The following is a 24034-nucleotide window of genomic DNA, read 5'->3' on the forward strand; positions in this document are numbered from 1 at the left end:
CGTGCAGCCCGCGATCTCGAGCGCCTCGACGAACGCCGTCGCTCCGCCCGACGACACGGCACGCCGCGAGGCCCTCGCGGCGCTGCCCGGCGGCAGCTACGGGCGTCTCGAGGAGCTCGCGGCGTGGCTCGCCGCCTGCCAGGGGCGGGCGCCCGCGCGGGCCCCGCAGCGCGTGCGGGCGGTGCTCTTCGCCGCCGACCACGGGATCGCGGCCGCCGGGGTGTCCGCGCACGCCCCCGAGGAGACGGCTGCGCGGGTCGCCGCCGTCCGCGACGGCAGCGCGACGGTCTGCCGGTTCGCCGAGACCGCCGGGGCCGGGGTGCGGGTCGTCGACGTGGGGCTCGCGGTGCCCGCGCCGGGCGACGCCCGCGACGACCGGGCGGCCGTGCGGGGCGGCGGCCGCCTCGACCGGGAGGACGTGCTGACCGCCGAGCAGGCCGCCGCCGCGGTGCGCGCGGGCCGCGAGGTGGCCGACGAGGAGGTCGACGAGGGCGCCGACCTGCTGGTGGCCGGCGAGCTGGCCGTGGGCGTCAGCACCCCGACCGCGGTGCTGGCCGCGGCGATGACGGGCCGCGAGCCGGTGGCCGTCGTGGGGCGCGGCAGCGGCATCGACGACCGGGTGTGGATGGTGAAGGCCGCGGCGGTGCGCGACGGCCTGTGGCGCGCCCGCGCGGTGGGCCGCGATCCCCAGGGCCTCCTGCGCGTCACCGGCGGGGCGGACCTCGCGGCACTCGTGGGCTTCCTCGCCCAGGCGGCGCGGCGGCGGACGCCGGTGCTGCTCGACGGGGTGGCGACGGCCGTGGCCGCGCTGCTCGCCGACGCCGAGGCGCCCGGCGCGCGGGCCTGGTGGGTCGCGGGGTCGCGGTGCACCGAGCCCGCCCAGGCCCTCGCGCTCGACGTGCTCGGCCTCGAGCCGCTGCTCGACCTGCGGATGCGCGCCGGCCAGGGCACCGGCGCGCTCACGGCGGTCGGGCTGGTGCGCGCCGCCACCTCGGTGTGAGCGCCCTCCGCGCGGGGGTCGCGCTCGCGATCGCGATGTTCACGGTCGTGCCGCTCCGCGCGTCGCGGATCGACCGCCCGGCGGCGGGGGTGGCGCTGGCCGTCGTCCCGCTGGTCGGCGTCGCGCTGGGCGGCCTGCTCGGGGCGGCCGCGGCGGGCCTCGTCATTCTCGGGGCGCCCGCGCTGCTCGGCGGCCTCGTCGCCGTCGGGGTGGGGGCGCTCGCGACCCGGGGCCTGCACCTCGACGGGCTCGCCGACCTCGCCGACGGCCTCGGCAGCCACGGCGACCCCGCCCGCACGCTGGCCGTGATGCGCGACCCGGGCACCGGGGCGTTCGCGGTCGTGTGGCTGGTCGTGGTGATCGGGGTGCAGGCCGCGGCCCTGGGTGCGCTCGCCGAGCGAGGTCTGCTCGTCGCGGCCGTCGGCGGGGCGCTGGCCCTGGGGCTGGGGCGGGCGGCCTTCGCGTGGGTCGCCCGTCGGGGGGTGCCGGCGGCGTCGCCGGACGGGCTCGGCGCCCTCGTCGCCGGGACCCAGCCGGCGTGGGTCGCGCCGCTGTGGGCGGTGGTGCTCGCGGCGGGCGCGTTCCCGGTGCTGGGTTGGCGCGCCCCCGTCGCGGCGGTGCTCGCGGCGGTCGTCGTCGTGCTCGTGGCCGCCCACGCGCGCCGACGCCTCGGCGGCGTCTCGGGCGACGTGTTCGGGGCGTGCGCGGAGCTCGCCGCCACCGCCGCCCTGATCGTCCTCGCGACCGCCTGATCGGCGATTACTGGCTGGTATCCCTCGCTGAGCGAGCGATACCAGCCAGTACCCTCCTGTGACGGTCAGGCGAGCTGCGTCATCCACCCGCGGGTGTCGGGTGCCGCGCCGCGCTGGATGGCGGTGAGGCGGTCGCGCAGGCGGTGGGTCATCGGGCCGGGGGTGCCGTCGCCGATGTCGTACTGCCCGCCCTCGTGCTTGACGGTGCCCACGGGCGTGATCACCGCAGCGGTGCCGCAGGCGAACACCTCGGTGAGGTGGCCCGCGGCGACCTCCTTCTCCATCTCGTCGGTGGAGATCCGCCGCTCGCTCACCGTGGCGCCCTCCTCCTGCGCGAGCTCGAGCAGGGAGCGGCGGGTGACGCCGGGGAGCAGCGAGCCCGAGAGCTCCGGGGTGACGACCTCGACGGCGCCGGACGGGTCGGTGAACACGAAGAAGAGGTTCATGCCCCCCATCTCCTCGATCCACCGGTGCTCGAGCGCGTCGAGCCACACCACCTGGTCGCACCCCTGGGCCGACGCCTGGGCCTGGGCCGCGAGCGAGGCCGCGTAGTTGCCGCCGCACTTCGCCTCGCCGGTGCCGCCGGGCACGGCGCGGACGTAGTCGGTGGACAGCCACACGGTGACCGGGGCGAGGCCGCGCGGGAAGTAGGCGCCCGCCGGGGAGGCGATGAGCAGGTAGAGGTACTCCTCGCTGGGTCGCACGCCGAGCCCCGTCGACGACCCGATCATGAACGGGCGCAGGTACAGCGAGTCCTCGCCGCCCGCGGCCGGCACCCAGCGGTGGTCGACGGTGATGAGCTCGCGCAGCGAGCCCAGGAACAGGTCCTCGGGCAGCGGGGGCATCGCGAGCCGCTCGGCGGAGCGGGCCATCCGGTCCGCGTTGGCCGCCGGGCGGAAGGCGTGCACCGAGTCGTCGGCCCAGCGGTACGCCTTGAGCCCCTCGAAGATCGTCTGGCTGTAGTGCAGCACGACGGAGGCGGGGTCCATCGAGAGCGGCTGGTACGGGCCGACGGTGGCGTCGTGCCAGCCGCGCGCGGCGTCCCACGAGATCGTGACCATGTGGTCGGTGAAGAACTTCCCGAACCCGGGCGCGGCCAGTACCTCCGCCACACGCTCCGCGGTCGCCGGGGCGGGGTGCGGGGTGTGGGCGAAGGTCGTACTCATGAGGCCAGCCTAGACCGTGGGGGGAAGCCCCAGCGCGGAGCGCGTCACGAGCCCCGTGACCCGCCCGTCCCGCACCACCCACGCCGCGTCGGCGTCGCCGATGATCGCCCGGGCGGCCTCGACCCCCTCCCCCGCCCCGACGCTCGGCGCCGCCGGGCGCGCGTGGGTGACGACGGCGTCGCCGTCGGGCCGACCGTCGAGGTCACGGGCCGCCACGGCTCCGAGGATCTCCGACGGCGCGGCGGCCCCGGCGTCGCGGTCGCGGGACACGGGCACCGGTCCGGGGACGTCGACGAGGACCTCCCGGGCCCGGGCGACGGTCCACGACGCGCGGAGCACCGGGACGTCGACCGCCAGCACACCGACCGATCCGGGCTCCTCGTCGGTGAACCCGAGCCGGCCGAGCCAGCCGTCGTCGTAGTACTTCGAGAGGTAGGCGCGGCCCGAGTCGGGCGCGATGACCACGACGACGTCGTCGGGCCCGAGGTCGCGGGCCACGCGCAGCGCTCCGGCCACGGCCGTCGCCGACGATCCGCCCAGCAGCAGGCCCTCCTCGCGGGCCAGGCGGCGGGCGGTGAGCATCGTCGTGCGGTCGTCGACACGCACGATCTCGTCGGCGACCGCGCGGTCCCAGTTGGCCGGCCAGGGGTCGTCGACGGTGTCGGGGTGGCGGTAGTGCCCGATGGCCTCGACGTAGTACGGGCTGCCGTCCCCGCCGCCGTAGGCCGAGGTCTCCGGGTCGACGCCGACGACCCGCACCGGGCCGCGCTCCTTGAGCGCCGCCCCCGTCCCGGAGATCGTGCCGCCGGTGCCGATGCCGGCGACGAGGCACGTCACCGCGCCGCCGGTCTGCTCCCAGATCTCGGGCGCGGTGGTGTCGCGGTGGGCCTGGGGGTTGGCGGGGTTGCCGTACTGGTCGGCGAGCCACCCGCCCGGGGTCTCGGCGGCGATCCGCGCGGCGAGGTTGGTGACGTGACGCGGATCCTCGCGGGTCAGTCCGCCCGGCGTCGGCACGACCTCGGCGCCGTAGGCCCGCAGCGCCGCGATCTTCTCGGCCGCCGTGGTGTCCGGCACGACGATCACCGTGCGGTACCCCAGCACGCCGCCGACGAGCGCGAGCCCGATCCCGGTGTTGCCCGACGTGCCCTCGACGATCACCCCGCCGGCGGCCAGCGCCCCGGACCGTTCGGCGGCGCGCACCATCGCCAGCGCCGCGCGGTCCTTGACGCTGCCGCCGGCGTTCTGCCACTCGGCCTTCAGGTAGATCCGCGGCGCCAGCCCGTCGGCGAGCCTGCGCAGGCGGATCAGGGGCGTGGCACCGATGGCGTCGAGTACCGACTCGTGAACCGCTCCGGACACGGCTCGTGTCTACACGCCAGGATGGGCGCGTGACGTTCCCGGGCTTCGGCGAGGCGGTGGTCGACTTCTACGAGGGTCTCGAGGCCGACAACACCAAGGCGTACTGGACCGACAACAAGGCGGTCTACGACGAGCAGGTGCGGGCGCCGATGCTCGCGCTGCTCGCGGACCTCGAGTCGGAGTTCGGCGCGGGCAAGGTGTTCCGGCCCTACCGCGACGTGCGGTTCGCGGCCGACAAGACGCCCTACAAGGTCCAGTGCGGCGCGACCGCCGGGCCGCACTACGTGCAGGTCTCCGCCGACGGGCTGATGGCGGCGGGCGGGTACTACCGGATGACCTCGGGGCAGGTCGCCCGGTTCCGGGCGGCGGTCGACGACGAGCGCCACGGCCCCGCGCTCGAGGAGATCGTCGAGGGGCTGCGCGCCGACGGGTTCACCGTCGGCGGGGAGCGGCTGAAGTCCCGCCCCCGCGGCGTCGACCCGGAGCACCCGCGCCTGGACCTGCTGCGCCACAAGAGCCTGTTCGCCTGGTGCTCGTGGCCGCCGTCGGACGAGCTGCACGAGCCTGCGCTCGCCGACCGCGTGGCGGCCACCTGGCGCCGCCTCGCGCCGCTGGGGAAGTGGCTCGACGAGCACGTCGGCGTCGACCTCGACGACGCCGCCGAACGCCCGGGCGGCCGCCGGTCCCGTACGTGAGTGAACTTCGGGCCTATAGGCCCGAAGTTCGCTCACATGGGGACGGGCTCGTGGGGCCAGTCGCGCAGGTTGACCTGGTCGCAGGTGAGGGCGAAGGCGTCGATCTCCTCGGGCGTGGCGCCGCGGGCGAAGAGCTCCGCGAGGCCGCGGAAGTAGTGCTCCCGCGGGGCGCCGGGCACGAAGAGGATGAGGAACCGCGCGACGTCGTCGCCGACCGCGTGGAACCCGTGCACGCCGTTGACCGGCACGTGCGCGAAGTCCCCGCTGCCGAGGACCCGCCACCCCGTCCCGCTCATCACGCCGAGGCGCCCCGAGATCACCCAGAACGACTCGGAGAAGCCCTGGTGGTAGTGCGGGATCGCGCCCCACCGGCCGGGCACCGCCGCGCTCTCGAACAGCCCGAAACCGCCGCCGACGACGTCGGACGGCGCGATGAACCGCGCGGGGCCGGCCTGCTCGGCGTCGGCGCGGAAGCGGTAGACGCCGGGGCCGGCCTCGGGGAGGTCCGTCGGGAAGCTCACCGGGGCATCCTCACCGCACGTGCGAGGCCACGAAAGGTGGTTTGACGATCTCGCACTCGAGCGCCCGGCCGCGTACGTCGATGGCCACGACGTCGCCCTCGTCGAGCCCGGCCGCGGTGTCGAGCAGCGCGAGCGCGATGCCGGTCTTCAGGGTCGGCGAGAACGTGCCCGACGTGGTCTCGCCGACCTGCTCATCGCCCCGGCGCACGGCCATGTGCCCGCGCGGCACCCCGCGTCCGGTGGCCTTCAGGCCCCACGAGCGACGGCGGGGTCCGGCCGCGCGCTCGGCGGCCAGGGCCTCGCGACCCCAGAAGGCGTCCTTCTTCCAGCCCACCGCGAACCCGCAGCGCGCCTGCAGCGGCGTGATGTCCGGGCCGAGGTCCTGACCGTGCAGCGGCAGCCCCGCCTCGGTGCGCAACGTGTCCCGGGCGCCGAGGCCGGCAGGCAGGCCGCCCCGCTCGCCGACCGCGGCGGCCAGGGCGTCCCACAGCTCACCGGCGCCGTCGGCGGGGGCGATCAGCTCGTAACCGCGCTCGCCGGTGTAGCCCGTGCGGCAGACCCGCACCGGGCGTCCGGACCACTCGGCGTCGACGAACGCCATGTAGTCCTCGACGGCGGGCAGGCCGAGCGCGTCGAGCACCGCCGGCGACGACGGCCCCTGGACCGCCAGCACGACGTGGGCGTCGTGCTCGTCGGCGACCGTGACCCCGTCCGGCGCGACGTCCGCGAGCTGGCGTCCCACCCCCGCCGAGTTGGCGGCGTTGGGGACGGCGAAGACCTCGTCGGGGCCGACCAGGTAGAGGATGAGGTCGTCGATCACCCCGCCGTCGGCGGCGCAGCACAGCGTGTACTGCGCCTGCCCCGGGCCGATCCGCGCGAGGTCGTTGGTCAGGCACGCGTCGACGAAGGCCGCCGCGCCCGGGCCGCTGATGCGGACCTTGCCCAGGTGGCTGACGTCGAAGAGACCGACGGCCTCCCGGGTGGCGGTGTGCTCGGCCACCGTGCCCCCACGACCGTCACGGCTGTACTGGACGGGCATCTCCCAGCCGCCGAAGGGCGCGAACGAGGCCCCGAGGGCGACGTGACGGTCGTGCAGCGGGCTACGTCTCGGGTCGGTCACGGTGTCGGACACCCGCGGCACGGTAACCGAGCCGCTCCGGTCCTAGCATGTGATCGACACCGCCGACCTGGGGAGAAGACCCGCCGTGAGCAGCACCCCCGCCCTCGAGCTCCTCGGCGCCACGCCGGGCGCCGACACCCTCACCGACGTCGACGCGCTCGTCGTCGGCGTCCGTCCCGGTGAGGGGGGCGCGGACCCCGTCGTGGCCGGCGACTCGGCCGTCCTCGGCGACCTGGCGGGCGAGCTGCCCGGCCTCGTGGCCCTCCTCGGCGGCAGCGGGAAGGCCGAGGAGGTCACCCGGGTGCCGACGCGCGGGGCGATCGGGGCGCCGCTGGTGCTCGCCGTGGGGCTGGGCGCGGAGAGCCCCACCGGGTCGGCCGGCGAGGCGCCCGACGTCGCCGAGCAGGTCCGCCGCGCCGCCGGCGCCGCCGCGCGCGCCCTGCACGGGCACGCCGCGCACGTCGTCACCACGCTCTCGACGCTCGACCTCGCCGCGACCGTCGAGGGCACGCTGCTCGGCGACTACGCCTTCACCGACTACAAGAAGACGCCCGAGAAGGAGCCCACCGAGCTGGCCCGCCTCGGGCTCGTCGGCGACGGGGACGAGGCCACGGCCACCCGCGCGGCGACGATCGCCCGGGCGGTGCGCCACGCCCGCGACCTCGTCAACACCCCGCCCAACGACCTCTACCCCGACGCCTTCGCGCAGCGGGCGAAGGCCCTCGCCGAGGCCGCGGGCCTCACCGTCGAGATCCTCGACGAGAGCCGGCTCGCCGAGGGCGGCTTCGGCGGCGTCCTCGGCGTCGGCGGCGGGTCCTCGCGGCCGCCGCGGCTGGTCCGCCTGACCCACCGGCCCGAGAACGCGAGCAAGAAGGTCGCCCTCGTCGGCAAGGGCATCACGTTCGACACCGGCGGCATCTCGATCAAGCCGGCCGCGAACATGGACCACATGACCTCGGACATGTCCGGGGCCGCCGGCGTCGTCGCCGCCGTGTGTCTGGCCGCCGACCTCGGTCTGGACGTCGAGGTCGTCGCCACCGTGCCGATGGCCGAGAACATGCCCTCGGGCACCGCGTACCGCCCCGGCGACGTGCTGACGATGTACGGCGGCACCACCGTCGAGGTCCTCAACACCGACGCCGAGGGCCGGCTCGTGCTCGGCGACGCCATCGCGCGCGCCTGCGAGGACTCCCCCGACTACCTGCTCGAGACCTCCACGCTGACCGGCGCCCAGCTCGTCGCCCTCGGCGCGCGTACCCCCGGCGTCATGGGCACCGACGAGTTCCGCGACCGCGTCGCCGCCCACGCCGTGGCCGCGGGCGACGGCGGCTGGGCCATGCCGCTGCCCGAGGAGCTCCGCTCCGACCTCGACTCGCGCGTCGCCGACCTCGCCAACGTCACCAACCACCGCTTCGGCGGGATGCTCGTCGGCGGGATCTTCCTGCGCGAGTTCGTGGCCGACGGCGTGCCGTGGGTGCACCTCGACATCGCGGGCCCCGCGTTCAACACCGGCGGCCCGCACGGCTACACGCCCAAGGGCGGCACCGGCGTCCCCGTCCGGACCATCGCGGCGGTGCTCGACGACATCGCCCGTCGTGGCTGACAGCACGGCTGATCGGCCCCGACGTGGGTCGGGACGAAGTGGAAGGATGAGCCCCGACATCGCCTCCCCGGGGTCACCAGCCCCGGCCGGGGCCGCCGCACGCCACACGCCGACGCGGGAGTAGCAGCAGTGAGCGACACGTACGACGTCATCATCCTGGGAGCGGGTTCGGGCGGCTACGCCTGCGCGTTCCGGGCCGCCGAGCTCGGCCTGTCGGTCGCGCTGGTGGAGAAGGACAAGGTCGGCGGCACCTGTCTGCACCGCGGCTGCATCCCGACCAAGGCCCTGCTGCACGCCGCCGAGGTGGCCGACTCGGCGCGCGAGGGCGAGCAGTTCGGCGTGAAGAGCTCGCTGTCGGGCATCGACATGAGCGGCGTCAACTCCTACAAGGACAACGTCGTCGCCCGCCTCTACAAGGGCCTGCAGGGCCTGGTGAAGGCCAACAAGGTCACGCTCATCGAGGGCGCGGGCAAGCTCGTCGGGCAGGACACCGTCGAGGTCGACGGGCAGCGCTACCAGGGCCGCAACATCGTGCTGGCCTCCGGCTCGTACTCGAAGACGCTGCCCGGCCTCGAGCTGGGCGGGCGGGTGCTCACGTCCACCGAGGCCATCAACCTCGACTTCGTGCCCGAGCGGGTCGTCGTGCTCGGCGGCGGCGTCATCGGCGTCGAGTTCGCCAGCGTGTGGAAGAGCTTCGGCGCCGAGGTGACCATCGTCGAGGCGCTGCCGAACCTGGTGCCCAACGAGGACGAGTTCCTCTCCAAGCAGCTCGAGCGCCAGTTCCGCAAGCGCAAGATCGCGTTCAAGACCGGCACGAAGTTCACGGGCGTCTCGCAGACCTCCGACTCGGTGACGATCTCGCTGGAGACCGGCGAGCAGATCGAGGCCGACCTGCTGCTCGTGGCCGTCGGCCGCGGCCCGAACACCGCCGACCTCGGCTACGAGGAGAACGGCGTCACCCTCGACCGCGGCTTCGTCCCCACCAACGACCGGCTGCACACCGGCGTCGGCAACATCTACGCCGTCGGCGACATCGTGCCCGGCCTGCAGCTGGCCCACCGCGGCTTCCAGCAGGGCATCTTCGTCGCCGAGGAGATCGCCGGGCTGAACCCGCCGGTGATCGACGAGAAGGGCATCCCGCGGGTCACCTACTGCGAGCCCGAGGTCGCGTCGGTGGGGCTCACCGAGGCGCAGGCCAAGGAGCTCTACGGCGACGTGGCCACGCAGGTCTACGACCTCGCCGGCAACGGCAAGTCGCAGATCCTCAAGACCGCCGGGGCGATCAAGCTCGTCAAGGGCGGCACGGCCGCGGACGCCCCGGTGGTGGGCGTCCACATGATCGGCACGCGGATGGGCGAGCAGGTCGGCGAGGCGCAGCTGATCTACAACTGGGAGGCGCTGCCCGACGACGTCGCCAACCTGATCCACGCGCACCCCACGCAGAACGAGGCCCTCGGGGAGGCGCACCTCGCGCTCGCCGGCAAGCCGCTCCACAGCCACAGCTGACCCCGAGAAGACCGAGCGAGGAGTTCGAGCACGATGGCCCACTCCGTCCAGATGCCTGCTCTCGGGGAGAGCGTCACCGAGGGCACCATCACCCGGTGGCTCAAGCAGCAGGGTGACCACGTCGACGTCGACGAGCCCCTGCTCGAGGTGTCCACCGACAAGGTCGACACCGAGATCCCGTCGCCGGTCGCCGGCACGGTCCTCGAGCTCAAGGCCGGCGAGGACGACACCGTCGAGGTCGGCGGCGAGCTGGCCGTGATCGGCGAGGAGGGCGAGGCGACCGGTGGCGGCGCCGCGCAGGCCGCGCCGGAGCCGCAGCAGTCCGCACCCGAGCCGCAACAGTCCGCACCGGAGCCGCAGCAGTCCGAGCCGGAGCCCGCTCCTTCCCAGCCGGCGGAGCCCGCCCCGGCCGCGGCGTCCTCCGGGGGTTCCTCCGGCGGCACCACCGTCGAGATGCCCGCGCTCGGCGAGTCGGTCACCGAGGGCACGGTGACGCGCTGGCTCAAGCAGGTCGGCGACTCCGTCGACGTCGACGAGCCCCTGCTCGAGGTGTCCACCGACAAGGTCGACACCGAGATCCCGTCGCCGGTGGCCGGCACGGTCCTCGAGCTCAAGGCCGGCGAGGACGACACCGTCGAGGTCGGGGGTGCGCTCGCCGTCATCGGCGACGCGTCCCAGGCGTCCGGAGGTGCCTCGGCGGCCCCGTCCGCGCCCGCCGAGCCGGCACAGCCGAGCCAGCCGAGCCAGCCCGAGCCGTCGCAGCCGGCACCGTCGCAGCCGTCCCAGCCGAGCCAGCCGGCCCAGCCCTCTGAGCCGGTGGCCGCCTCGGGTGCCGACGACTACGTCTCCCACGAGACCGAGCAGCCGACCACGGCGAGCGGCCCCGCCAACGCGGGCGCGCTCCAGCCGCGGGAGAGCACCCCGTCGAACGGGACCTCCGCCCCGGCCGGCGAGCAGCAGACGGGCGCGCCGTACGTGACGCCGCTCGTCCGCAAGCTCGCGGCCGAGCGCGGCGTCGACCTGTCGTCGCTGACCGGCACGGGCGTCGGTGGACGCATCCGCAAGCAGGACGTCGTCAAGGCCGCCGACGAGCAGGAGCAGGCGGCGGCACCGGCGGCCGCGGCCACCCCCTCGGGCGGCTCGGGCGGCGGGACGGTGCACGGCGGCGAGGTGCAGAAGCCGTCGGCCTCCGGTGCGCGCGGCTCGTCGGGGGCGCCCGCGCCGGACACCTCCGGGCTGCGTGGCACGACGCAGAAGATGTCGCGGCGCCGGCAGACGATCGCGAAGCGCATGGTGGAGTCGCTGCAGGTCTCCGCCCAGCTCACGACCGTCGTGGAGGCCGACGTCACGCGCATCGCCCGCCTGCGCGACCGCGTCAAGGGCGAGTTCCAGAAGCGTGAGGGCGTCAAGCTCTCGTTCCTGCCGTTCATGGCGCTGGCCACGGTCGAGGCCCTGAAGGCCCACCCCGCGGTGAACGCCTCGATCGACACCGAGAAGAGCGAGGTCACCTACCACGGCGCCGAGCACCTGGGCATCGCGGTGGACTCGCCGGCCGGCCTGATCGTGCCGGTGATCCACGACGCCGGGGACCTCAACCTGGCCGGCCTCGCCCGCAAGATCTCCGACGTGGCCGAGCGGACGCGCACGAACAAGATCACGCCGGACGAGCTCTCGGGCGGCACGTTCACGATCACCAACACCGGCTCGCGCGGCGCGCTGATCGACACGCCGATCATCAACCAGCCCCAGGTCGGCATCCTGGGCACGGGCGCCGTCGTCAAGAAGCCGGTCGTGCTGCAGGACGACTCGGGCGGCGACGTCATCGCGGTCCGGTCGACGGCGTACCTGTGCCTGTCGTACGACCACCGGATCGTCGACGGCGCCGACGCGGCCCGCTTCCTCACCACGGTGAAGGAGCGCCTCGAGGGCGGCGCCTTCGAGGGCGAGCTGGGGCTGTAGCGCGCACCGCCCCGTTCTGACCGAAGGGCACCTTCGCTCGATCCATCCGAGCGAAGGTGCCCTTCGATCGTTCCGGAGTGATCGGCGAGGTTCCGGCGGTCGGCGCCCCTCGCCCGTCTATCCGAGCGAAGGTGCCCTTCGCTCACCACGGACCGACGGCCCCGGGTCGCGGCGGGCCGGACACTCCGCGACGATCACCCCATGCGCGTCGTCATCGCCGGGTCCTCCGGGCTCATCGGCTCCGCCCTGGTCCCCCGCCTGCGGGAAGGCGGCCACGACGTCGTCCGCCTGGTGCGGCGGACCCCGCAGGCGCCCGACGAGCGGGGCTGGGACCCCGCGGCCGGTCACGTCGCGCCGGGCGCCCTGGAGGGTGCCGACGCCGTGGTCAACCTGTGCGGCGCGGGCATCGGCGACAAGCGCTGGACCGGGGCGCGCAAGCAGGAGCTGCGCGACAGCCGCATGATCCCCACCGACGTGCTCGCCCGGGCCGTCGCCGAGCACGGGATCCCGACGATGATCAGCGGGTCGGCGGTCGGCTGGTACGGCGACACCGGCGCGATGGCCGTCGACGAGACCTCGCGCCGCGGCCAGGGGTTCCTCGCCGACCTGTGTCGCGACTGGGAGGCGGCCACCGCCCCGGCGTCCGAGGCCGGCGCCCGGGTCGTGCTGGTGCGCACCGGGCTCGTGCTCTCGCCCTCGGGCGGGCTGATGGGGCGGATCAAGCCGCTGTTCCAGTTCGGGCTCGGCGGGCGGCTGGGGTCCGGGTCGCAGTTCTGGCCGTGGATCTCCCTGGACGACGAGGTCGGCGCGATCGTGTTCGCGCTCGAGCACGACACCGTGGTCGGCCCGATGAACGCGACCGGGCCGGACCCGGTGAGCAACGACGAGTTCACCCGCGTCCTGTCCGCGCAGATGCACCGCCCCGCCCCGTGGGTCGTGCCGGGGATCGCGATGCGCACGGTGCTCGGGGAGTTCGCCGACGAGGGCGTGCTGGTCAGCCAGCGGGTGATGCCCGCGGTGCTCGAGCGCGAGGGCTTCACGTTCCGCCACGGCACGCTCACCGAGGCGCTGTCGGCCGTCCTCGACGGCTCATGACCGGCCTGCCCGACGCCGTCGACGTCGTCGTGGTCGGCGCCGGGCTCGCGGGGCTGCGGGCGGCGCAGACGGTCGCGCGGGCGGGGCGCTCGGTGGTCGTCTGCGAGGCGGGCGACGGGGTCGGCGGCCGGGTGCGCACCGACGTCGTCGACGGCTTCCTCGTCGACCGCGGGTTCCAGATCCTCAACACGTCCTACCCGGCGCTGCGGGCCGCCGTCGATCTCGACGCCCTCGACCTGCGCCGTTTCGTGCCGGGCGCGGCGGTCCGCGACGCCGACGGGCGCCTGCACCGCCTCGCCGACCCGCGCCGCGTCCCGACCTGGGCGCCGCGTACCGCGCTCGACGCCCTGCTCGGGCCCGGCGACAAGGCCCGGATCGGGGCGGTGACACTGCGGTCGCTGCTGGTGCCGCCATCGCGCCAGGCCCAGGCCGCGGAGCGCTCCACCGCCGACGAGCTGGCGCGCTGGGGCCTCGGCGGCACACCGACCGACACCTTCCTGCGGCCCTTCCTCGCCGGGGTGCTCGGCGACCGCGACCTGGAGACCTCGTCGCGGGTGTTCTCGTTGTTCTGGCGCAGCTTCGCGCTCGGCGACCTGACGCTGCCCTCGCGCGGCATCGGTGCGGTGCCCGCGCAGCTCGCGGCCCGCCTGCCGGCCGGGACCGTGCACCTCGACACACCCGCCGAGCAGGTCACCCCGGGCGTGGTGCGGACCCCGCGGGGCGCCGTCCGCGCCGGAGCGGTGATCGTCGCGACCGAGGGCCCGTCGGCGTCGGCGCTGCTCGCCGGGCGCGTCCCGCCGCCGCGCTCGTTCGCGCTGACCACCCGGTACCACGTCGTGACCGAGCCGCCGACGCGCCAGGCGCTGCTGCACCTCGACGGGGCCGGAGGGCCGGTCGTCAACACCGTCGTGCTCACCGCGGCCGCACCGTCCTACTCCCCCGACCACCGCCACCTCGTCGCGAGCACCGTCCTCGGCGTCGAGCCTCTGCCCGAGCCGGAGCTGCGGGGCGAGCTGGCGCGGATCTGGGGCACGCCGGTCGGGGCGTGGGACGAGCTCGCGACCGTGCGCATCCCCCACGCCCTGCCCGCGGCGGTGCCGCCCACGCCGGCGGGGCTGCGCCGGCCGGTGGACGTGGGTGACGGCCTCTTCGTCGCCGGCGACCACCGGGACACCCCCTCGACCCAGGGTGCGCTGGTCAGCGGGCGGCGGACGGCACAGGAGGCCCTGCGCCACCTCGCGAGCGGGGTAGCGTCGCGGGCGTGAGTCGCTCCAGTCGCGCCGCCGGCGAGCCCGTCGAGGTCCACGAGCTCGGCACCGTGGACTACCTCGAGGCGTGGGATCGCCAGCGCACGTTCGCCGACGCCCGCGTGGCCGGCACCGGCGGGGACGTCCTGCTGCTGCTCGAGCACCCGTCGGTCTACACCGCGGGACGCCGGACGCTGCCCGAGGAGAAGCCGCTCGACGGTACGCCGGTGATCGACGTCGACCGCGGCGGGAAGATCACCTGGCACGGCCCGGGCCAGCTCGTCGGCTACCCGATCATCCGGCTCGCCGAGCCCGTCGACGTCGTCGAGCACGTGCGGCGTCTCGAGCAGGCGCTGATCGCCGTCTGCGACGGCTACGGCCTGACGGTCGGGCGCATCGACGGTCGCAGTGGCGTCTGGCTGCCCGCCGACGACCGGGGCCCCGCGCGCAAGATCGCCGCGATCGGCGTGCGCGTGGCCCGCGGGGTGACGCTGCACGGGTTCGCGCTCAACGCCGACCCGGACCTCGCCGCGTTCGGGGCGATCGTGCCGTGCGGCATCCGCGACGCGGGCGTCACGAGCCTGACCGCCGAGCTCGGGCGCCACGTGGGTGTCGACGAGGTCCGCGACGACGTCCGCGAGGCCGTGCTGGCGGCGCTCGACGGCACGCTGGAGATCACCGACCGGTCGCTGCCGGTGCCCGCGGGCGCCGAGGCGCAGGACGTCACCGTCGGCGGCCTGACCGTGCGTGTGGGCGCCGCTCGCTGAGTGTCAGCGGAGTGGCTCCGCAGACGTTGAGTGTCCGTAGCTCCACCCTGATCACGCGTCGCCGGCCGGCGCGACCTGGTCCCGCACCACGGACGCCGGGTCAGGGGTCGAGCAGGAGCCGGGTCAGGCTGTCGGTGAGCCACGCCTGGAAGTCGTCCGCGCTCCAGCCGTGCTCGACGGTCAGCAGCGCGAACGTGCTCGGGTTCGCCATTGCCGAGTAGGTCGCCCCGGCCTGCTCGGCGGTCAGGCCGGCGCGGATCGGGCCCCGGGCGAGCAGCATGTCGATGTACACCGCCTGGACCTCGCGCCGCCGGGCGCGATCCCGGCGTTGCAGCTCCGCCGCGCCGGGGTCGACGGCGGCCGCGAGTGCGAGGATGTGCTGGACCGGAGCGGTGCGTTCGAGCAAGGTCCTGGAGAACTCCGCGAGCAGCCGGACCTGCTCCCGATGGTCGGCGCAGTCGCGGATCACCGCGATCGCGGGCAGCTCGAGGATGTCGAGCCCCTGGTCGTTGCCGACCACCGCGGGTTCCAACACCGCGTTCAGGACACCCGCCTTGTTCCGGAAGCGGGAGTAGACCGTCTCGACCGCGACATCGGCCCGGTCGGCGATCGCGGTGATCGTGGTGGCGGCGTACCCCGGGTCGCCGAACAGCTCGGTCGCGGCCCCCACGATCCGGTCGCGGGTCTCGGCGGCTTGCTGCTCTCTCCGGGTACGCGGTGGGCGCTGCCCCTTGACCGGCGGTGCCATCTCAATACAGTAGCACTGTATTGAGACAGTATCGCTGCACGGGGTGACGCGGCCGCTGATCGACGGCCCCGCCGGGCAGCACGAATCCTCAGGGAGGCACCCATGTCCGACCTCGTCCCGCCCCGGAGCGAGCTCGTGATCGACCCCACGCGCACGGCCGTCGTCAACGTGGACGTGCAGCGATGCTTCGTGGAGAACACTCCACTGGCCGCCCCCGACGGACCGGACGTGCTCCGTCGGATCAACGAGCTCGTCGGCGCCTGTCGCGCGGCGGGAGCTCTCGTCGTGCACACCCGCAGCTGGATGCGTCCGGACCGGACCGACGTCGGGGCGGTCATGGACCGGCTCGTGCCGCCCTTCATCGTCGCGCTCTACACCGCCGGTGCCGAGAGCGCCGAACTGCACCCGGACCTCGACGTCGACGAGCGCGACATCGTGCTCGACAAGCCCCGCTACGGCGCCTTTCACGCCACCGAGCTCGAACTGGTGCTGCGCCATCGCGGTATCGACACGGTGATCGTCACGGGGATCGCCACCTCGATCTGCTGCGAGACCACGGCCCGGGAGGCCGCCGTCCGCGACTTCCACGTCCTCTTCGCCGACGACGCCACCGGCACCCAGGACATGGCCGGGGTCGACGCCGCCACGCTGCACCGCGCGACCTGCGCGAGCCTGAGCATGGTCTTCGCACGCATCGTCTCCACCGACGAGGTCATCCGGACCGTGAGCGACGACGCCAGGGCACTCGCCGCCCGGTAGCCGCCCCCCGAGCCAGCCCTCCCCCGGCGGCGCCTTGACACGCCCGACACGGCGACGCGACGGTGATCGCGATCACACCGTCGTCGCGAGGAGATCGCCGTGGACGTATCCGTCGCCTTCCCGACCGCGCTGAGCTCGCCCGACGACATCGCCCTCGCCGAGGAGCTCGGCTACGCCCGGGCCTGGGTCTACGACACGCCGCAGCAGAGCCCCGACGTCTGGATGACCCTCGCGCTCGCGGCCGAGCGCACCGAGCGGATCGGGCTCGGGCCGGGCGTGCTCGTCCCCACGCTGCGCCATCCGATGACCAACGCCGCCGCCACCGCGACCCTCGCCGCGCTCGCGCCGGGACGTGTCGCCGTCGCGTTCGGCACCGGGTTCACCGGGCGGCGCGCGATGGGCTACCGCGCGATCCCGTGGTCGTTCATGGATGCCTACATCCGCACCTACCGCGCCCTGCTGCGCGGCGAGGTCGTCGAGTGGGAGGGCGCGCAGATGCAGATGCTGCACCCCGACGGGCACGCGCCCGCCCGGCCCGTCGACGTCCCCGTGCTGGTCGGTGCGCTCGGCCCCAAGGGTGACGCCGTGGCGCGCGAGCTCGGCGACGGGCTGTACGTCACCCTCGCGCAGCCGGAGTTCATGACGGCGTACTCCTGGGTGCCGTACCTGGCGTGGGGCACGGTGCTCGACGAGGACGAGGCCCAGGACTCCGAGCACGCGAAGGTCGCCGCGGGGCCCGGCTGGGCGCTGGCGTACCACGGCGCCTACGAGTTCGGCGGGCCCGACGCGGTCCGCGAGCTGGTCGGCGGCGACGCCTGGATGGACACCGTCGAGAAGGCCCCCGAGGGCCGCCGGCACCTCGCCGTCCACGTCGGGCACTGCGTGGAGCTCAACGACGCCGACCGCGCCGCCTGGGACGCCGGGGGGCACGCGATGCTGCGGGACGCGACGCTCAGCGGGACGGGCGGCGAGGTCCGGGACCGGCTGGACCAGCTCGCCGAGCAGGGCGTCACCGAGATCGTCTTCCAGCCGTGCGGGCCCGACACCCGCCGCGAGCTCGAACGCTTCCACGACGCCGCGACCTCGCGCTGAGCCGGCGCGTGGGAGTGGAGATACGGACACTCAACGTCTGCGGAGCCCCTCTCGGCGTGCTCCCCTCGATGCTGACACGGCGACGCTAGAGCTGCGGGACGACCTCGGACGCGACGAGGTCGAGGTGGTCGAGATCCGAGAGGTCCAGCACCTGCAGGTAGAGCCGGCCCAGACCCGCCCGCTCGGTGAAGGTGCCGATCTTGTCGACGAGCTCGGCCGGGGTGCCCGCGATGCCGCTGGCGCGCAGCTCGCCCGGGTCGCGGCCGATGGCGGCGGCACGGCGGGCGACCTCGGCGTCGTCGCGCCCGGCGCACAGCACCTGGGCGCTCGAGCGGGCCAGCGTCGCCGGGTCGCGGCCCAGCTCGCGGCAGGCGGCCTCGACGCGCTCCTGTCCGGCGACGACGTCGTCGAGGCCCGCGAAGGGCATGTTGAACTCGTCGGCGAAGGCCGCGGCGAGCCGGGGCGTGCGGCGGGGCCCGTTGCCGCCGACGATGATCGGCGGGTGGGGGGTCTGCGCCGGCTTGGGCAGGCCCGGGCTGTCGTCGAACGTGTAGTGCTCGCCGTGGTGGGTGAACTTCACGCCCACCGGCGTCCGCCACGACCCCGTGAGGATCTCCAGCTGCTCGGTGAGGATCGAGAACCGCTCGGGCAGCGGCGGGAACGGGATGCCGTAGGCGCGGTGCTCGGCCTCGTACCACCCGGTGCCGATCCCGAGCTCGACGCGCCCGCCCGACATCTGGTCGACCTGCGCCACGGTGACGCCGAGCGGACCGGGGAGCCGGAAGGTGGCCGCGCTCATGAGCGTGCCGAGCCGGATGGTGCGGGTCTCGCGGGCCAGTGCGGCGAGGGTCACCCACGCGTCGGTCGGCCCCGGCAGGCCGTTCGCCTCGCCCATGGCCAGGTAGTGGTCGGAGCGGAAGAAGGCGTCGAACCCGGCGTCCTCGGACGCCCGCGCCACGCGGAGCAGGTCATCGTACGACGCGCCCTGCTGCGGCTCGGTGAAGATCCGGAGGTCCACACGATCAGGGTAGTCATCTCGTCACGTCCCGAACCGTCCCCCCGGGTCTCGTCCGGCGGACGGCGTACACCGAGCGGCGTAGGCTCGCGCTCGTGACGGTCGCCCCCGAAGGACGGAAGATGTTGCGGCTCGAGGTCCGCAACGCCCAGACGCCCATCGAGCGCAAGCCGGAGTGGATCCGCACGCGCGTGGCCACCGGACCGAACTTCACCGAGCTCAAGGGCCTGGTGAAGGGCTCGGGCCTCGCCACGGTGTGCGAGGAGGCCGGCTGCCCCAACATCTTCGAGTGCTGGGAGGACCGCGAGGCCACCTTCCTCATCGGCGGCGAGCAGTGCACCCGCCGGTGCGACTTCTGCCAGATCGACACCGGCAAGCCCTCCCCGCTCGACACCCTCGAGCCGCGCAAGGTCGCCGAGTCGGTCCGCCAGATGGGTCTGCGGTACTCCACGATCACCGGCGTCGCCCGCGACGACCTCGACGACGGCGGCTCCTGGCTCTACGCCGAGACCGTGCGGCAGGTGCACGAGCTCAACCCGGGCACCGGCGTCGAGCTGCTCATCCCCGACTTCGACGGTCGTCCCGACCAGCTCAGGCCGGTCTTCGACGCGGCGCCCGAGGTGCTCGCGCACAACCTCGAGACCGTCCCGCGCATCTTCCGCCGCATCCGGCCGGGGTTCCGCTACGAGCGCTCCCTCGACGTCATCCGCCAGGCGCGCGCCGCCGGGCTGGTGACCAAGTCGAACCTCATCCTCGGCATGGGCGAGACCCCCGAGGAGGTCACCGCCGCGATGCGCGACCTCGTCGACGCCGGGTGCGAGCTGCTCACGCTCACCCAGTACCTGCGCCCGAGCGTGCGCCACCACCCCGTGGAGCGCTGGGTCAAGCCCGAGGAGTTCGTCGAGCACCGCGACGCCGCGCTCGCCATGGGGTTCCCCGGCGTGATGGCCGGCCCGCTCGTGCGCTCGTCCTACCGGGCGGGGCGTCTCTACGCGCAGGCCAAGCTGGCCCGCGGCGAGGAGCTGCCCGCGGGCATGGCCGAGCTCGCCGAGGAGGGCCCCGCCCGCCAGGAGGTCGGCGAGGTGCTGGCCCGCGCGCGGCACTCCGAGGCCGGCTAGATCCGGCTGGCTCCGGCTAGCTCCGACGGCGGGACCAGCACACCCCGGCGAGCACGAGGGACCACAGCCACGCCGCCGCGGTGAACGGCACGATGACCGCGAAGTCGACGATCACCGCGCCGGTCAGCCAGCCGAGCCCGGCCGCGAGTCCCACCGGGCCGAGCCATCGCGGGAAGCGACGGTCGAGGGCCAGGGTCAGTCCGTGCAGCGCGATCGCCGCGCCGAGCAGCGCCTGCGCGGTGAACGCGACCGCGCCGAGCACGATCATGGCGGCGGCCGTCCGCTCGACGACGAGAGCGGCCGGCACCGCGCCGGCGACGAGCTCCGCGGCCGGGACGGCCAGCCAGGCGTGCAGGCCGAAGTAGACCGCGAACACCGCGGTCGCGACCGTCATGGTCAGCGCCGCGACCCGTCCGACGTCACCGGCCGGGCGGGGTCCGGCCCCGCGTGCGAGCGCGTTGAGGCAGGCGGCCCAGAGCACGATCGCGGCGACGGCGAGCAGGTGCACCGGGCGCCAGCTCGGGCGCTCGGCGATCCATCGCAGGGTCAGCTCGGCCGACTCGATGGGCGGGTTGCCGTGCACGGCGGTCGGCACGATCGTCGCGACGACGGCGAGCACCAGACCCGCGGGGATCCACCGTCCCGTGCTCGCCGGGGCCGGGGGTGCTTCGACGTTCGACATGACCGTGAGCGTCGTCACCGGGCCCGCACCGGACATCCGGGACGACCCCGACATCTCCCCCGAGACCTTCGGCGCCCCGTACGTCGGTGGGCCGACGTCGGGGCGCCCGCCAGAGGCGAACCGTGACGTGCCCGTAGGGCAGAATGTCGGCCATGGCGAAGCAGGGCTCCGGCGCGGCGAGCAAGGAAGAGAAGAAGGCCGCCAAGCAGGCCGCGAAGGTGGCGCGCCGCGAGCGCTTCAGCCAGATCTGGCAGGCGTTCCAGATGCAGCGCCGCGAGGACAAGCTGCTGCTCCCGTTGATGATCGGCGCGGTCGTGGTCACCGCGCTCGTGCTGTTCGGCATCGGCCTGCTGATCGGCCAGCAGTGGTTCCTTCTGCCGACCGGCATCCTGCTCGGCGTCCTCCTCGCAGTGATCATCTTCGGGCGTCGGGTGCAGAAGAACGTCTACTCCAAGGCCACCGGCCAGCCCGGCGCGGCCGGCTGGGCGCTCGACAACATGCGCGGCCAGTGGCGCGTCACCCAGGCCGTCGCGGGCACCACCCAGCTCGACGCCGTCCACCGCGTGATCGGCCGGCCGGGCGTCGTGCTCGTCGCCGAGGGCGCGCCGCACCGCACCAAGAGCCTGGTCAGCCAGGAGAAGAAGCGCGTCTCGCGCATCATCGGCCAGGTGCCGATCTACGAGGTCTCCGTCGGCGAGGAGGAGGGCCAGGTGCCCCTGGCCAAGCTGCAGCGCCACATGACGAAGCTGCCGCGCAACATCGACAAGTCCCAGATGGACACCGTCGAGAAGCGCCTCGCCGCGCTCGCCAACCGGAGCGGGCCCGCCGTACCCAAGGGCCCGATGCCGCGCAACGCCCAGCAGCTCAAGGGCATGCAGCGCACGGCCCGCCGCCGCTAGGGCGAGTCAGCGGACCTTCACCACCACCGTCCGGCTCACGCGGTCCTGGATGCCGCGCGAGTCGCGGTCGACGATGAGCGCCGGGATCACGAAGAACAGCGACGCCGTGCGCACCACCGTCCAGAGCAGGCCGACACCCGGGCGCTCGGGACGGTCGAGCCGCACGATGCGCAGGCCCAGCAGGACCATGGCGGGCGTCGCGCCGACCACCGCCACCGGCACGATCATGAGGATCGCCCAGGTCAGCAGGCTCCAGTTCTGCGGGAGCGCCGGGTAGGTGAACAGCCCGGCCAGCACGCCCGCGAGCACCGCGTCGAGCAGGAACTGGGCACCGCGCCGACCGAGCGTCGCGACCGAGCCGGGCCCGTCCTCGGGCAGCCCGAAGCGCTCGCCGGGGTAGCCCTCCTCGGTGATCTCCGGTGGCGGTGTGCGCTGCGTCTCGGGCGCCTGCGGCGTGACCGCCGCCCGCCCCTCACCGCTCGAGCCCTCGAGCCATTCCCGAAACCACGCCACCGTGACAGGCTACGGCGGCCGAGCGCGGGGGCAGTGAGTCGCCGCACGACCACCCAGCGCTCGTTAACTGCTGTGAAACATGCCGGTGACGGCCGAGCAACAGCGTCGACCTAGCGTCAGGATCACCAGGATCGGTCACGGTCGACCCACCCGATCAGTGGGTACCGTGCGACCCGCTGACGACACCGACCCCCGTCGTCCCCGGCAAGCGTGTGAAGGAGCCACCGAGGGTGTTCAACAACCAGGACGAGGTCTTCAAGTACATCTCCGACGAGGGGGTGAAGTACGTCGACGTCCGTTTCTGCGACCTGCCGGGGCAGATGCAGCACTTCACCGTGCCGGCGTCGGAGTTCAGCGAGGACGTGTTCACCACCGGCCTCGCCTTCGACGGCTCGTCGATCACCGGCTTCCAGAGCATCAACGAGTCGGACATGACGCTGCTGCCCGACGTGGCGACGTCGCGGATCGACCCGTTCCGGGCGCAGAAGACGCTGAACGTCAACTTCTTCGTGCACGACCCGCTGACCCTCGAGGCCTACAGCCGCGACCCGCGCAACGTCGCCCGCAAGGCCGAGAAGTTCCTCTCGACCGTCGACGTCGCCGACACGTGCTTCTTCGGCCCCGAGGCCGAGTTCTACATCTTCGACTCGGTCCGCTACGAGTCGAAGGCGAACGGCACCTCCTACGAGGTCGACTCGATCGAGGGCCACTGGAACACCGGCCGCGACGAGGTCGGCGGCAACAAGGGCTACAAGGTCAGCATGAAGGGCGGGTACTTCCCCGTCGAGCCGACCGACCAGAGCTCCGACCTGCGCGCCGCCATCGGCACCAACCTCATCAACTCCGGCTTCGAGCTCGAGAAGCTGCACCACGAGGTCGGCACCGGCGGCCAGGCCGAGATCAACTACAAGTTCAACACGCTGCTGCACGCCGCGGACGACCTGCAGCTGTTCAAGTACATCGTCAAGAACACGGCGTGGCAGGCGGGCAAGACCGTCACCTTCATGCCGAAGCCGCTCGCCGGCGACAACGGCTCGGGCATGCACTGCCACCAGTCGCTGTTCAAGGGCGGCGAGCCCCTGTTCTACGACGCCAACGGCTACGCGGGCCTGTCGGACCTGGGCCGCCACTACATCGGCGGCATCCTGCACCACGCCCCGAGCCTGGTCGCGTTCACCAACGCCACCGCGAACTCGTACCACCGCCTGGTGCCCGGGTTCGAGGCCCCGATCAACCTGGTCTACTCGAACCGCAACCGCTCGGCGTGCGTCCGCATCCCGATCACCGGCGACAACCCGAAGGCCAAGCGCCTCGAGTTCCGCTGCCCCGACTCGTCGGGCAACCCGTACCTGTCCTTCGCGGCCATGATGATGGCCGGCCTCGACGGCATCCGGAACAAGATCGAGCCGCCGACGCCGGTCGACAAGGACCTCTACGAGCTGCCCCCGGAGGAGGCCGCCGAGATCGCGCAGGTCCCGGCCAGCCTCGACGCGGCGATCAACAACCTCGAGGCCGACCACGACTACCTGCTCGAGGGCGGCGTGTTCACCTCGGACCTCATCGAGAAGTGGATCGAGCTCAAGCGCGACGACGTCACGGGCCTGCGACTGCGTCCGCACCCGTACGAGTTCGAGCTGTACTACAACTGCTGAGCCCCTGAGCAGCACACGGCCCGGTCACCCCTCGCGGGTGGCCGGGCCGTCGTGCTGTTCCGGCCGTGCGCTCAGCCCGTCTGCTTGCGCACCCGCAGCACCGCGAGGGTGACGAGCACGATGCCGACGACCCCGAGGGCGAAGAGCACGATCCCGGGCACCGGGTTCGGCGTGAACGTGAAGAGGAGGCCGGCGACCAGGAGCACGGCGCTGATCACCCAGCCGATCACACAGCCGCGCATCGTGGTGAGACCGAGAGCCGAGAACATGCCCGCCATGCTGGCACGGAACCCGTCACCGCCTGGGTGGCCCGTCGTGTGATCTCTTGTCCGGCACGTCGTCGCGCGGGGACAGGGCGGCCGCCACGACGTACTGGTAGACGTAGCGGATCTCCTCGCCCCGCCGCACGGGCAGGCACACCCAGCCCACCCACTCCCCCGTCGTCGTGCGCCGCCAGGCCAGCAGCTCGCCGGGGACGCGGCTCTGGAGGTCGACGCCCTCGGGCATCGGGCGGACGGGCCGCTCCTGCGGGCGCGGGTAGGCGATCGCGAGGTCGACCCAGACCCGCTTGACCTCGTCGCGCTGCAGCGCGCCGGAGCGGTCGTTGCGGCGCTGCGCCGGACCCCGTTCATCGAACACGTGTTCGATGGTCGGTGATGGAGCCTCGACACGCCACCCACACGGCCGTGCGTGTCCCCGAACGCGGTGCACCTCACGCGCCCGGGGAAACCCCTGCCCGGACCGGGTAGCTCTACGCATACCGGAC

Annotated in this window: 24 protein-coding genes; 14 read left to right on the plus strand and 10 right to left on the minus strand. The window is 73.9% G+C overall.

The window, feature by feature from the left end; genetic code table 11:
• Position 1: 1 nt before the first annotated feature.
• Together WCD41_RS21540 and WCD41_RS21545 are read left to right on the plus strand one after the other, a co-directional pair.
• Positions 2 to 1000: a nicotinate-nucleotide--dimethylbenzimidazole phosphoribosyltransferase gene (locus WCD41_RS21540; protein ID WP_337716243.1), complete on the plus strand. Its 999-nt coding sequence runs from the start codon at positions 2 to 4 to the stop codon at positions 998 to 1000.
• The gene (locus WCD41_RS21545) at positions 997 to 1752 is read left to right on the plus strand and encodes an adenosylcobinamide-GDP ribazoletransferase (protein ID WP_337716245.1); all 756 of its coding nucleotides are present in this window, start codon (positions 997 to 999) and stop codon (positions 1750 to 1752) included. The genes WCD41_RS21540 and WCD41_RS21545 overlap by 4 nt, the downstream gene beginning before the upstream one ends.
• Before the next feature lie 65 nt (positions 1753 to 1817).
• Here the strand turns inward: WCD41_RS21545 and WCD41_RS21550 are convergent, their stop codons facing one another.
• Positions 1818 to 2918, minus strand: a complete 1101-nt coding sequence (locus WCD41_RS21550; RefSeq protein ID WP_337716247.1) for a branched-chain amino acid aminotransferase — start codon at positions 2916 to 2918, stop codon at positions 1818 to 1820.
• A 9-nt stretch (positions 2919 to 2927) separates the two neighbouring features.
• Positions 2928 to 4277, minus strand: coding sequence for a PLP-dependent cysteine synthase family protein (locus tag WCD41_RS21555; RefSeq protein WP_337716249.1), 1350 nt, complete (start codon positions 4275 to 4277; stop codon positions 2928 to 2930).
• A 29-nt stretch (positions 4278 to 4306) separates the two neighbouring features.
• Here WCD41_RS21555 and WCD41_RS21560 point away from each other — a divergent pair, with 29 nt between their 5' ends.
• On the plus strand, positions 4307 to 4972 hold the full coding sequence (locus WCD41_RS21560; RefSeq protein ID WP_337716251.1) for a DUF2461 domain-containing protein: 666 nt from the start codon (positions 4307 to 4309) through the stop codon (positions 4970 to 4972).
• Positions 4973 to 5004: 32 nt separating this feature from the next.
• Here the strand turns inward: WCD41_RS21560 and WCD41_RS21565 are convergent, their stop codons facing one another.
• On the minus strand, positions 5005 to 5493 hold the full coding sequence (locus tag WCD41_RS21565) for a cupin domain-containing protein (RefSeq protein WP_337716253.1): 489 nt from the start codon (positions 5491 to 5493) through the stop codon (positions 5005 to 5007).
• A 10-nt stretch (positions 5494 to 5503) separates the two neighbouring features.
• Positions 5504 to 6625, minus strand: coding sequence for a glycine cleavage system aminomethyltransferase GcvT (gene gcvT, locus WCD41_RS21570; protein ID WP_337716255.1), 1122 nt, complete (start codon positions 6623 to 6625; stop codon positions 5504 to 5506).
• A 73-nt stretch (positions 6626 to 6698) separates the two neighbouring features.
• On the opposite strand from gcvT, the gene WCD41_RS21575 reads away from it, so the two are divergent.
• The 6 genes from WCD41_RS21575 (at position 6699) to lipB (ending at position 14790) form a co-directional block, all read left to right on the plus strand.
• On the plus strand, positions 6699 to 8216 hold the full coding sequence (locus tag WCD41_RS21575; RefSeq protein WP_337716257.1) for a leucyl aminopeptidase: 1518 nt from the start codon (positions 6699 to 6701) through the stop codon (positions 8214 to 8216).
• A gap of 129 nt (positions 8217 to 8345) precedes the next feature.
• The gene (gene lpdA, locus WCD41_RS21580) at positions 8346 to 9722 is read left to right on the plus strand and encodes a dihydrolipoyl dehydrogenase (RefSeq protein WP_337716260.1); all 1377 of its coding nucleotides are present in this window, start codon (positions 8346 to 8348) and stop codon (positions 9720 to 9722) included.
• A gap of 33 nt (positions 9723 to 9755) precedes the next feature.
• Positions 9756 to 11681, plus strand: coding sequence for a 2-oxoglutarate dehydrogenase, E2 component, dihydrolipoamide succinyltransferase (sucB, locus tag WCD41_RS21585; RefSeq protein WP_337716262.1), 1926 nt, complete (start codon positions 9756 to 9758; stop codon positions 11679 to 11681).
• Between the two features lie 201 nt (positions 11682 to 11882).
• Entirely contained in the window at positions 11883 to 12776 is an 894-nt protein-coding gene (locus tag WCD41_RS21590; RefSeq protein WP_337716264.1) for a TIGR01777 family oxidoreductase, read from the plus strand.
• The gene (locus WCD41_RS21595; protein WP_337716266.1) at positions 12773 to 14041 is read left to right on the plus strand and encodes an NAD(P)/FAD-dependent oxidoreductase; all 1269 of its coding nucleotides are present in this window, start codon (positions 12773 to 12775) and stop codon (positions 14039 to 14041) included. Before WCD41_RS21590 ends, WCD41_RS21595 begins: the two co-directional genes overlap by 4 nt.
• Positions 14038 to 14790 carry a lipoyl(octanoyl) transferase LipB gene (gene lipB, locus WCD41_RS21600; protein WP_337716268.1) on the plus strand — a complete coding sequence of 251 codons (753 nt, stop codon included), beginning with the start codon at positions 14038 to 14040 and terminating at the stop codon, positions 14788 to 14790. The genes WCD41_RS21595 and lipB overlap by 4 nt, the downstream gene beginning before the upstream one ends.
• A 100-nt stretch (positions 14791 to 14890) precedes the next feature.
• Here the strand turns inward: lipB and WCD41_RS21605 are convergent, their stop codons facing one another.
• Positions 14891 to 15538, minus strand: coding sequence for a TetR/AcrR family transcriptional regulator (locus WCD41_RS21605; protein WP_337716270.1), 648 nt, complete (start codon positions 15536 to 15538; stop codon positions 14891 to 14893).
• Positions 15539 to 15640: 102 nt separating this feature from the next.
• Between WCD41_RS21605 and WCD41_RS21610 the strand changes: the two genes are divergently transcribed.
• Complete coding sequence (locus WCD41_RS21610) at positions 15641 to 16297, plus strand: cysteine hydrolase family protein (protein WP_337716273.1); 657 nt, start codon at positions 15641 to 15643, stop codon at positions 16295 to 16297.
• A 99-nt stretch (positions 16298 to 16396) separates the two neighbouring features.
• On the plus strand, positions 16397 to 17389 hold the full coding sequence (locus WCD41_RS21615) for an LLM class flavin-dependent oxidoreductase (RefSeq protein WP_337716275.1): 993 nt from the start codon (positions 16397 to 16399) through the stop codon (positions 17387 to 17389).
• An 85-nt stretch (positions 17390 to 17474) separates the two neighbouring features.
• Here WCD41_RS21615 and WCD41_RS21620 read toward each other — a convergent pair whose 3' ends face one another.
• Positions 17475 to 18407, minus strand: coding sequence for an LLM class F420-dependent oxidoreductase (locus tag WCD41_RS21620; RefSeq protein ID WP_337716277.1), 933 nt, complete (start codon positions 18405 to 18407; stop codon positions 17475 to 17477).
• 92 nt (positions 18408 to 18499) lie between these two features.
• Between WCD41_RS21620 and lipA the strand changes: the two genes are divergently transcribed.
• A complete protein-coding gene (lipA, locus tag WCD41_RS21625) occupies positions 18500 to 19522 on the plus strand; it encodes a lipoyl synthase (protein ID WP_337716280.1) in 1023 nt (340 codons plus the stop codon).
• Between the two features lie 16 nt (positions 19523 to 19538).
• On the opposite strand, the gene WCD41_RS21630 is transcribed toward lipA, so the two are convergent.
• The gene (locus WCD41_RS21630) at positions 19539 to 20204 is read right to left on the minus strand and encodes a hypothetical protein (protein ID WP_337716282.1); all 666 of its coding nucleotides are present in this window, start codon (positions 20202 to 20204) and stop codon (positions 19539 to 19541) included.
• Between the two features lie 152 nt (positions 20205 to 20356).
• Here WCD41_RS21630 and WCD41_RS21635 point away from each other — a divergent pair, with 152 nt between their 5' ends.
• On the plus strand, positions 20357 to 21103 hold the full coding sequence (locus WCD41_RS21635; RefSeq protein ID WP_337716283.1) for a DUF4191 domain-containing protein: 747 nt from the start codon (positions 20357 to 20359) through the stop codon (positions 21101 to 21103).
• Positions 21104 to 21109: 6 nt separating this feature from the next.
• On the opposite strand, the gene WCD41_RS21640 is transcribed toward WCD41_RS21635, so the two are convergent.
• Positions 21110 to 21616, minus strand: a complete 507-nt coding sequence (locus tag WCD41_RS21640) for an RDD family protein (RefSeq protein WP_337716285.1) — start codon at positions 21614 to 21616, stop codon at positions 21110 to 21112.
• A gap of 230 nt (positions 21617 to 21846) precedes the next feature.
• On the opposite strand from WCD41_RS21640, the gene glnA reads away from it, so the two are divergent.
• Positions 21847 to 23268 (plus strand): type I glutamate--ammonia ligase, encoded by a 1422-nt coding sequence (gene glnA / locus WCD41_RS21645; protein WP_337716287.1) that lies wholly within the window; start codon positions 21847 to 21849, stop codon positions 23266 to 23268.
• A gap of 71 nt (positions 23269 to 23339) precedes the next feature.
• On the opposite strand, the gene WCD41_RS21650 is transcribed toward glnA, so the two are convergent.
• Together WCD41_RS21650 and WCD41_RS21655 are read right to left on the minus strand one after the other, a co-directional pair.
• A complete protein-coding gene (locus WCD41_RS21650; RefSeq protein ID WP_337716289.1) occupies positions 23340 to 23537 on the minus strand; it encodes a hypothetical protein in 198 nt (65 codons plus the stop codon).
• 25 nt (positions 23538 to 23562) lie between these two features.
• The gene (locus WCD41_RS21655) at positions 23563 to 23907 is read right to left on the minus strand and encodes a hypothetical protein (protein WP_337716291.1); all 345 of its coding nucleotides are present in this window, start codon (positions 23905 to 23907) and stop codon (positions 23563 to 23565) included.
• Between the last annotated feature and the right edge of the window lie 127 nt (positions 23908 to 24034).

Origin of the sequence: Actinomycetospora aeridis (assembly GCF_037400275.1) — a bacterium.
Classification (GTDB): domain Bacteria; phylum Actinomycetota; class Actinomycetes; order Mycobacteriales; family Pseudonocardiaceae; genus Actinomycetospora; species Actinomycetospora aeridis.